General features: G+C 64.1%; 9 protein-coding genes and 1 pseudogene. 1 reads left to right on the forward strand and 9 read right to left on the reverse strand.

From position 1 onward, the window contains the following. Positions 1 to 638: autotransporter outer membrane beta-barrel domain-containing protein (locus VN004_RS16935; RefSeq protein WP_325612463.1), on the forward strand; the 638-nt coding region annotated here is incomplete at its 5' end. Between the two features lie 57 nt (positions 639 to 695). Here the strand turns inward: VN004_RS16935 and VN004_RS16940 are convergent. From VN004_RS16940 to VN004_RS16975, 9 genes and pseudogenes are all read right to left on the reverse strand, one after another. Beyond that, positions 696 to 1,616: an alpha/beta hydrolase gene (locus tag VN004_RS16940; RefSeq protein ID WP_325612465.1), complete on the reverse strand. Its 921-nt coding sequence runs from the start codon at positions 1,614 to 1,616 to the stop codon at positions 696 to 698. Positions 1,617 to 1,906: 290 nt separating this feature from the next. After that, complete coding sequence (gene tnpC, locus VN004_RS16945; protein ID WP_325612467.1) at positions 1,907 to 3,448, reverse strand: IS66 family transposase; 1,542 nt, start codon at positions 3,446 to 3,448, stop codon at positions 1,907 to 1,909. A gap of 72 nt (positions 3,449 to 3,520) precedes the next feature. After that, positions 3,521 to 3,877 carry an IS66 family insertion sequence element accessory protein TnpB gene (gene tnpB, locus VN004_RS16950; protein ID WP_325612470.1) on the reverse strand — a complete coding sequence of 119 codons (357 nt, stop codon included), beginning with the start codon at positions 3,875 to 3,877 and terminating at the stop codon, positions 3,521 to 3,523. Further along, entirely contained in the window at positions 3,874 to 4,404 is a 531-nt protein-coding gene (tnpA, locus tag VN004_RS16955; protein WP_325612473.1) for an IS66 family insertion sequence element accessory protein TnpA, read from the reverse strand. Before tnpA ends, tnpB begins: the two co-directional genes overlap by 4 nt. Before the next feature lie 276 nt (positions 4,405 to 4,680). Beyond that, positions 4,681 to 5,799 carry a putative zinc-binding peptidase gene (locus tag VN004_RS16960; RefSeq protein ID WP_325612475.1) on the reverse strand — a complete coding sequence of 373 codons (1,119 nt, stop codon included), beginning with the start codon at positions 5,797 to 5,799 and terminating at the stop codon, positions 4,681 to 4,683. A gap of 93 nt (positions 5,800 to 5,892) precedes the next feature. Then, the gene (locus VN004_RS22520; RefSeq protein WP_414710339.1) at positions 5,893 to 6,384 is read right to left on the reverse strand and encodes a transglutaminase-like domain-containing protein; all 492 of its coding nucleotides are present in this window, start codon (positions 6,382 to 6,384) and stop codon (positions 5,893 to 5,895) included. Between the two features lie 153 nt (positions 6,385 to 6,537). Beyond that, a pseudogene (locus VN004_RS22525) lies at positions 6,538 to 6,771 on the reverse strand (transglutaminase N-terminal domain-containing protein); the annotation flags it as partial. Beyond that, positions 6,768 to 9,248, reverse strand: coding sequence for a circularly permuted type 2 ATP-grasp protein (locus VN004_RS16970; protein ID WP_325612480.1), 2,481 nt, complete (start codon positions 9,246 to 9,248; stop codon positions 6,768 to 6,770). The gene VN004_RS16970 and the pseudogene VN004_RS22525, both read right to left, overlap by 4 nt. 16 nt (positions 9,249 to 9,264) lie before the next feature. Then, positions 9,265 to 10,056 (reverse strand): transglutaminase family protein (locus VN004_RS16975; RefSeq protein ID WP_325612482.1); only part of this gene is annotated, 792 nt, incomplete at its 5' end.

Consider the following 10,056-nt stretch of genomic DNA (forward strand, 5'->3'; position numbering starts at 1 on the left):
GGTCGGATCTGTTCCAAGCGTCGGTCTATGGTCGGCATCATTGGGGCGCGGCCTATGTCATGGGCGCCTTCGCCTATGGCTGGCAGGACGTCACGTTGAATCGCACCGTCACGATTGCCGGCGCCGACAAGCTCGAAGCCGATTTCAATGCGCACAGCCTCGCTGGCCGCGCCGAGGCCGGCTACCGCTTCGGCAACGGCTTCGCCGGAATCACGCCCTATGGCGCGGTGCAATTGGTGAGCCTCGACCTGCCGGCTTATGCCGAGCGAGCAAAGAGCGGAACGAACGCCTTCGCCCTCACCTACGCCGGCCGCACGGACACTGAGACCCGCACCGAACTCGGCGCACGGTTCGATTATGCGATGCCGGTGCAGGACGCACTCCTCACATTGCGCGGCCGCGCCGCCTGGGCTCACGATTTCGACAATGACCGGATGGCCGTTCCGACATTCCTTGCACTGCCCGGAACATCCTTCACCGTAAACGGCGCGTCACCGGATTCAGACTCACTCCTCGTCTCCGCCGGCGCAGAACTCAGCCTGCGCAACGGATTCTCCCTCGCCGGCTCGTTCGAGGGCGAGTTTTCCGGCAACACCGAAAGCTATGCCGGAAAGGGCGCGTTGCGATATCGCTGGTGACTGACACCCTTACGGACTGCGGCGAGTTCGGCCGCACAGCCCATCTGCGGAACGCGTTCAACCGAAGAAGTCGCGCAGCATCTTGTTGACGGTGTCAGGCGCTTCGACTTCGGGCAGGTGGCCGATCTCTTCCAGGTAGTTCAATTTGCCGTTCTTCAGAACCTTGATCAGACGATCGGCATTTTTGTCGCCCGGATTGACCTTGTCGACCCGACCTTGAATCAGCAACACCGGCATGGCGATCTTCGCCCCGGCTTCTTCAGGACTATAGCCGTTGACCATCCCGAGCTTCACCCCGTGCATGAAGCCCCGCGGCATCGTAGCACGCAGGACGCGCTGCACCTCGGCCTTTAGATCGGGTGATGCATTCGGTCCAAGAAGCGCATCGACGCGCGCTCCGAATCCGTAGAACCCCTTGGCGACCTGAGCTTCGCGGGTGGCAATGATCTTCTGCTTCTGCTCCTCAGGCATGTCTTTGGGCCCGACGCCGGTGCCGGTCATCGCCAGCTTGGTCACTCGTTCCGGATAGTGCATCGCAAAGCATTGACCGACCCGGCTGCCAAACGAATTGCCGACAACATTGATCGGGCCGTCGATCTTCAAGGCCGTCAGGAAATCGCGCACGGCATCCGCATAATCCCTGCAATCGGCGACGTCTTTGACGAACCCGTCCGAAAACATGTAGCCCGGCGCATTCCATGCAATCACCCGGTAGCGATCCGATAGCCCCGCGAGCTGATGGCGCCAGTGCATCGCGTTGGCCCCAACCCCATGTAAAAGCAGGACCACCGGTGCGTCCGCTCGGCCCGCCTGAAGATAGCTGAACCGGTCGCCCTGGTAATTTGCCCGAGAGCCCGCAGGTATTTCCGCGATCTGAATATCGGGCAGTGGCGGCAATGCAGATTTCATTTGCGCTGATGCCGGGCTCGAGACCAGAGCAAGAGTGACAAGGCTGGCTGCGAAAGCAAGACGGGACATAGGCGCTCCTCCTGAACGGCTTTCACGATAGCAGATCAACCACAATCACGGTATGGCAGCCTCGCGAACAACATGCGCCGACTCGACAATATCTGTCATGGAGCATCGGATCCGCGCCTCAGATCGTGAAAATGCACAACTGACATCCTGTGATCTCGTGTTCGTCGTCGGCGACCTTGTAGACGTCGGCATATCGGCGATGCCGTCGTGATGCTCAACGAGAGTAGCCGTGGAGCGGCGGCCCGCTTTCCCTCGCTTCTGTTCGTAAGCGTCCATTTCTAGCACGTTGCTCAAGCTGCGGCGGCTAATCGGGACCAATTCCACGGCAACAGGTCATCGAGTCGGGCCATCGGATGGCCGTTGGACATGCGTTCTAAAACGTCCCGGAGGTAGGCGAAGGGCTCGACGTCGTTGAGCTTGGCGGTGGCCAAGAGTGAAGCGACGACCGCCCAGCGGGCCGCGCCGCCGTCGGAGCCGGCGAACAGGTGGTTCTTTCGGCCGAGCGCGATTGGCCGGATAGCGCGTTCGACGGTGTTGTTATCGAGCTCGATGCGGCCATCATCGAGGAACCTGCAAAGAGTACCCCATCGCGCCAGCGCATAACGGATCGCGTCGGCCAGAGCGCCCCTTGGCGGGATCCGGTTGAACTGGGCTTCGAGCCAGACCTTCATGGCTAGGACCAGCGGCAACGACTTGACCCGCCGTGTCTCCTGTCTTGCCTGGGGTGGTTGCCCCCGGACGGTCGCCTCGATCGCATAGAGCTCGGCGATACGGCTGAGCGCTTCGGCCGCGACAGGCGAGCTGGTTGCCTCATGCACGTCGTAGAACTTGCGGCGTGCGTGCGCCCAGCACGCCGCCAACACGATGTTGCCGCGTTCGGTCAGCCGCTCGAAGCCGGGATAGCCATCGACTTGAACAATGCCCTTGAACTTCGTCAGGTGAGCGGCGGGACGCTCGGCCCGACGATCCGGGCTGTAGAAGTAAACCGCTGCTGGCGGCTCGGGTCCGTTCCAGGGTCGATCATCGCGGGCATAGACCCAGAGCCGACCAGTCTTGGTGCGGCCCCGGCCGGGATCGAGCACCGGGATCGGCGTGTCGTCGGCGAACAGCGTTTGCGAAGCGAACACATGCTCGGCGAGCCGCGCCTGCAGCGGCTCCAGCCACCAGACCGCTCCGCCGACCCAATTGGCCAGCGTCGAGCGGTCTAACTCGACACCTTGGCGCGCTAAGATCTGGCTCTGCCGATAGAGCGGAAGGTGGTCGCAGTATTTAGAGACCAGGACATGGGCCAGGAGGCCGGGCGTGGCCAGGCCCTTGGCGATCGGTCGCTCTGGAGCAGGCGCCTGATGGATGGTCCCGCAGGCGCGGCAGCCATAGCGTGGCCGGCGGATGCGGATCACCCGCAGCCGCGCTGGCACATGATCGAGCATCTCGCTGACCGTCTCGCCGATCGGATGAAGCGGACCGCCGCAGCAGGGGCAGGCCTCATGCTCGATATCAAGCTGGACGTCTTCGCGCGATAAGTGCGCCGGTAGGCTCGGCCGTTCACACTTTGCGTTGGCAGGCCTGGTCCCGACCGGAGCAGGTGGAAGACTGGCTTCGACGCGCGCCAGGTCGGTGCTGAGGTCGTCGAGGCTCAGCTGCAGTTGATCGTCATCGAGCCGCTCGGCGCGCCGGCCAAACTGGCTGCGCTGCAGCTTCTTGATGATGAGGTTGAGCCGTTCGATCTCCGCCTGGGCCTCGGAGAGGGCGGTGCGCTCGGCTGCGAGCGAGCGCACCAACCGCTGTAGCGTCTCCACATCGTCCGGCAGGGTGGCAAGATCGATGTCCATGAGCGGAAAGATACCCTGACTCGTGGGCAGCCTCACTAAGCGACGTTGCGTTGAGTCAATCCGTCGCAGCGATCATCCCGCCACCGCTGGCCGCCATCGCTGTTCCGGCGCTCGCCAGTCGACACCATCGATCAGCAGCGACAGCTGCGCCGAGGTCAGCGACAGCGTCTCGCCAGGCGCGATGCTCGGAGGCCACAAAAAGACGCCGTGCTCGAGCCGTTTGGTGAACAGACAGAAGCCAGTGCCATCCCAATAAATGATCTTGATGAGATTGGCCCTGGTCCGGCCCCGGAACACGAACAGGTGGCCTGTAAATGGATCCTGGTGCAGAACGCCTTGCACCAGCATGGCGAGCCCGTCGATGCCCTTGCGCATGTCGATGAAGCCCAGCGCCAGGTGCACCTTCACGTTCGGAGGAAGCAGCGTCATGACACAGCCTCCTCGTCAGTGGTCGGAGCAGGCGGCGCAGCCGCATCGGTGATCTGCACCGCGACGAAGATCGGCGCTGTCTCCGTCAGTTCCTGCTTCCATCGACGTAGAAGACGTTGATCGATGCCGTACCGGCGCGCCACCTCTGCGGCACTCGCCTCAGGTCGGCCTGCCTCTCGGAGAATCCATCGTTTGTCTGCGTCGCTGAACCGGCGACGATGACCCTCGCGCGGTCGCTGAACAATCGGAGCCGCCAGCTGCGAGGAGGGATAAGCCCCCGGATTTACGAGAGGACTAGGGGGCGGACTTAGGGGAGGGCTTACGGGTCGGCGTCGATAGAGCAGCTTGCGTTGTGGGGGCTCCGGTTCGCGCCTGAACATCTGACGCCAGTTCTCGAATGCTTTCTGCGGAAGGCCATGAAACTCGCAATATTGCCGCTGATTCAAGTCGCTACGCTTCCACGCCTCATGATGGGCTCGCCAGAAGTCTTCACGCTGGCGCTTCCAGGGTCTTCGTTCGCTCGCCATCTGTTCTCTCCTGATTTCAGAAATCGAGGGCGAGAACAGATCGTGCTCATCAGGCTTGCGACAAGTGTGTCAGGGATGGACGCTTACGGAGGGCGGGACTTTTCCCTGCTCCGCCGATGAAAATTCCCTGCGTGGCGGAGTAAAATTCCCTGCCCCGTGAGCCTGGATTGCCTGCCCAATTCGAGCGAAAAGGCCCGTTTCATCGGGATTTTCGGCTGTTCGGGGTCCTGAAACGGGGGGTCAAACCTTGAAATTTTCCCTGCTGGCAGGGAATTTTCAGTCCGCGGCCGGCACCCCGTTCTTGAGCAGGGCCACCATGGCCTTGAGGGCGGTTTCGTCCACGATATCCGGCGGATGCGGGACGCGGTGGATCAGCCGGTACACATAGCCAAGCTTGACCACGATCGCAGGCGCAATCACGAACGGATAAAGGTCGTTCAGTCCCATCGAGCGATTGATCGCATTGATGGCAAAGGTGAGCGGCAGCCAGGCTTCGATCAGTTGATCGATGCCGGCGAGATACGGATCGAACTCGACGGGCGTGTCGAGGCTCGCCGCACTCGCCACGCGCGGCTGGGTCGAAACGCCGAACGCGCGAGCGGTCTCGAGCGTATCGACGATGTGGAAGTAATGCGCCCAGGTTTCGGCGAAATCCTCCCACGGATGCGAGCTTGCATAGGCCGAGACGAATTGCTGCGACCAGTCGGGCGGCGCCCCCTGTTGATGATGGCGCCGCAGCGCCTCGCCGTAATCGGCGCGTTCGTCGCCGAACACGCTGCGGAATTCCTCGATCGAGGCCTCGTTATTGACGAGCAGGTCCCAGTAATAATGCGCGATCTCATGACGAAAATGGCCAAGCAGCGTGCGATACGGCTCCTGCATCATGCCGCGCTGGCGCTCGCGCTCGGCATCGTCCGCTTCCGCGAGGTTGATGGTGATCGCCCCGTTCAGATGCCCGGTCATGACCGGCTCATGCGTCGGCGCGAGAAAATCGAAGGCAAGCCCCGACGGATCTTCGATCTTCGTCACATGCGGCAATTGCAGCCGCAGCAGGGTGTAGAACAGCCGATGCTTCGCCACCTCGATCCTGCGCCACAGCACCAGATTGTTGCCGGCGGACAGATCGGGAATGGTGCGGTTGTGGCGGCAGGCCAGGCAAAAATCCTGTCCGCTGTCGGTGCCGACCAGCCAATTGCAGCTTTCGTATTGCGCGTTGGCGCAAAAGCGATAGGTCCGGTTCGGATCAGCGAGCGCGCGCAGTCCGCCGTCAGTCGGCTCCAGCGCGGTCATGGTGCTCAGGCGCGGAAGATATCCGACGCCTCGCCCGCAGCTGCCGCATGTCGCATTTTCAAAGTGCAGCGGCTGCCCGCAGCCCTGGCACACAAACAGCCGCATTTCGTCCTGCCTTGTTCGCGAACCGGAAGAACGGAAAGGTCGAACGAAGGTTCCCGAGGCAACATCACTTTAAGGCGGGCTCTGCCGCGCTGGTCAGCCGCCGACCGGTATCACGTCGACCGCGACCTTGAGCTCATTCTCGCCGGATCCGACGAAGACACCGTAAACCGGCGAGACGTCGGAAAAATCCCGCCCCGCCGCCAGCGTGATGTGGTCGGTCCCGGCCTGGATGCCATTCGTCGGATCAAAGCCGATCCATCCGTCCTGCGGGCCCGCCCAGACGGACACCCAGGCATGGGTCGCGTCGGCGCCCTGCAGCCGCGGCTTTCCGGGCGGCGGGATGGTCCGCAGATAGCCGCTGACATAAGCCGCCGGCAGCCCCAAGCCGCGCAGGCCCCCGATCATGATCTGGGCGAAGTCCTGGCAGACCCCCGCCCGCTGCGCGAAGGCTTCGGCGATCGAGGTCGACACCTGCGTCGCCTGCGGCTTGTAGGCAAAGTCCTTGCGGATGCGCGTCATCAGCTCGGTGCAGCCTTCGAGAATCCCCCGTCCCGCGGGAAAGCTCGCGCGCGCATAATCCGTCACCTCGCGCGACAACGCGATATGCGGACTTGCGAACAGGAAATGCGCAGGCCCGGCCGCGCTGAGATCGCGTCCGTTCAAAGCTTCCTGCACGACCGTGTCCCATGCGAGGTCGGGGCCTTCCGGCACCGGGCGTGGCGAGACTTCGACCCGCGCGGTCGATTTGATCGTCAATTCGGTATGTGGGCTGTCGATCGTCACCAGATCGACGACGTTTCCGTAAAAATCGCGATGCGAGGTGGCATGATCGGGCTCGGGCGCGATCCTGACATGATGCGCGAGCCTTCGCTGCGTCAGCGTGTTGCGCGGCGTCAGTCGCAGCGCAAGCGACGCCGAGGTCACCAATGCCTCGTAGGAATAGGCGGTCAGGTGGGTGATATCGTAGATCACGCTAGGCTGCTTATCCCTGCCCCGACTACACCCTTCTGGCGCCGCAGGAAGTAGCGCGACGCAACCACTTCGGCAAAGCCGGCGATGCGCTGCTCGAACGCCAGCACCATGCTGTTGTCGAGCTCCTGCGCCGTCGTCGTTTCGAGATCGGTGGCCAGCCGCGATGCGAGCCGCTGCGGCTCTTCGGGCACACCGTCGAGATGCAGCGTCGGAAGCGTGGCGAGGTGTTCGTTGATGGTCATGAACTGGAAGCCGACCGATCGCGGATTGTATGGATCGAGGATCGCCATATCGCGGACCGGCGCAAGCGCGATGCCGGTCATGTAGCGCGACCGATAGGTGATCTGGCAATCGATCAGATCCAGCATCACGTCGAGATCTTCGGCGGTGGCGTCATCGGATGCGAACATGCGCGCCAGCCGGCAGGTGGAGATGGCGCGCTCGATGCGCCGGCCCACATCCAGAAAGCGCCAGCCGGCATTGCGGTTCATGTTCTCCTGACCAAGGCCCGACAGCGCCGACAGGATATTCAGCGCCCGATCGGCGGCGTCGAGCACATCGGTCTCGCTCGAAAGATCGCCGAGGTCGGACAGCAATTCGTCGAGCCGGCGCGACAGCTTCGAGGCATCGACCGAAATGCGCTCGCGGATGACGGAGCCGGCATTGCGCGCCATGCGCACACCCGCGAGACCCGAGCCATAGGCGTTTTCGTCGGCAAGCGCCGTGCGTGCGATCACGAGCGTGGACGCATCCTGCAGATCCTCGGGCACCGCACCCCAGGCCACGAGCTGGCGCGTGAGCTTGGCAATCGTCGCCGGCACATTCCCCGAGACGAAATCCATATCGATGGCGCGGGCGCACAGGCAGCGCACCACGCGCAGCGTCGCCTCGGCGCGCTCCAGGTAGCGGCCATACCAGAACAGATTGTCGGCTGCGCGGCTCGGAATGTTGCCGAGGATGCGCTGGATGTGGATCGCCTCGCTCGCCGGCAGCAGGGTCTCCGGTGCAACCGGCTTGGCCGACAGCACCCAGACATCGGCCGATTGCACGCCCTCGCGCATGCTGATGGCGCGCGCATCGGGCTGTGCCGAAATCCGGCAGAACCCGCCGGGCATGATTTCCCAGCCGCGCGGCGTTGCGGCTGCGAAGACGCGCAGCACGAACGGCCGCGGCACGAGCTGATCGCCCGCCCAGATCGGCGTCGTCGAGAGTTGCACCACTTCCTGACCGACAAAATCGACGCCACGGGCCTCGATCGCTTCGCGGAGCGCGTCGCGTTGCGCCGGCGAGAGATCGGCGGGCAGCACCTGGGATTGATCGTTCAATGCCGGCAAGCGTCCACCGAAGGCGTCCGAGATCGCCATGTTCGACAGATTGTCCAGCACGCGACGTCGGGAGGCCGGATCGCCGCACCACCAGGTCGCGATATTGGGCAGCGCGAGGTCCTCGCCGGTGAGATGACCGGCGATCTGCGGCATCACGCTCATCAGCGCGCGCGTCTCCGCATAACCGGCGCCGGGCATGTTGGCGACCACAGTGCCGCCATGGCGCAGCGCGGAGAGCAGCCCCGGAATGCCGAGACGCGATTGCCCGTTCAGTTCGATCGGATCGACGTAATCGGAATCGACGAAGCGCCAGATCACATCCGCGCGCTTCAGGCCGGCGATGGTGCGCACATGCGTCAGACCGTCGTGGACCACGAGGTCATCGCCCTCGAGCAGAAGGAAGCCGAGATAGCGCGCGAGATAGGCCTGTTCGAAATAGGTCTGGCTGTAGGGGCCCGGCGTCAAAAGACAGATGCGCGGTTCGGACCGATCCGCGGCATCGGCGAGTGTCGAGCGGAAGGTCCGGAAGAACGGCGCGAGCCGCCGCACATTCATGCGCCGGTAGCCGGTCGGCAGCGCCCGCGACATGACCAGCCGATTTTCCAGCGCGTAACCCGCGCCGGAGGGCGCCTGCGCGCGATCGCTCAGCACCCACCACCGGCCGTCCGGGCCGCGGCCGAGATCGACCGCGTAGAAATGCAGCCAGCGCCCGCCGGGCGGTTCGATGCCGACCATCGGGCGCAGGAATTCCCTCGATCCGGCGACCAGGGCCGCCGGCAGGACGCCGTCCTTCACGAGGCGCCCCTCGCCATAGACGTCGGCCAGCAGCGCTTCGATGACGCGCGCGCGCTGCGTGACGCCGGCCGCGATCGTCGCCCATTCCTCCTCCTCGATCAGCAGCGGCAGGCGGCTGAGCGGCCAGGTGCGCTCGCGGGCCTCGCCATGCACGCGGTAGGAGACGCCGATATCCTGGAGATGCCGGTCGACCGCCGCGAGCGATTGCTCCGCCGCGGACAGCTGATGCAGGAAATTCAACCATGCCCGGCGCGGACGGCCATCGGGGCCGATCAATTCGTCGGCCACGCCGTTCAGGGGCACGTAATGGTCGTACCAGGCCGGGCGCGGCCTTTCGGCCGAAGCCGCATTGTGCATCGAGTTAGTCCAATGGTCAGTTCTGACGCCGTCCGCGACGGCGCAGATCCAGGGTCAACGGGAATTCGCTCGCGGGCTCTTCCGGCGGCAAGTCCACGATTCCCGCAGTATGTCCGTGATCCTGGAATCGCGCCAGCCGCCGCGCCTCAGCCTCGTAGGAATTCACCGGGAAGGTCTCGTAATTGCGGCCGCCCGGATGGGCGACATGATAGACGCAGCCGCCGAGCGATCGGCTGTTCCAGGTGTCGATCAGGTCGAAGGTGAGCGGCGCATGCACCGGGATTGTCGGGTGCAGGCCGGAGACCGGCTGCCACGCCTTGAAACGAACGCCGGCGACCGCTTCGCCCTGCGCGCCGGTCGATGTCATCGGCATGCGGCGGCGCTTGCACGCGATGACATAGCGCTCCGGGACGAAGCCCGTGACCTTCACCTGCAGCCGCTCGACCGAGGAATCGACGAAGCGCACCGTGCCGCCCGCCGCGCTCTCCTCGGCGAGCACATGCCACGGCTCGAGCGCCTGACGCAGTTCGAGCGTCACCCCGGAATATTCGACCGCGCCGTAAAACGGGAAACGGAATTCCCACTGCGCCTTGAACCAGTCGGGCTCGAACCGGTAGCCGGCGCGATCGAGGTCGGCGAGCACGCCGAGGAAATCCTGCCAGACATAATGCGGCAGCATGAAACGGTCATGCAAAGTGGTGCCCCAGCGCGTGAGCGTGCCGTATTGCGGCTCGCGCCAGAACCACGACACCAGCGCGCGGATCAGCAATTGCTGCGCAAGCGACATCCGCGGATCGGGCGGCATCTC

The organism is Pseudorhodoplanes sp., assembly GCF_035565855.1.
GTDB lineage: Bacteria > Pseudomonadota > Alphaproteobacteria > Rhizobiales > Xanthobacteraceae > Pseudorhodoplanes.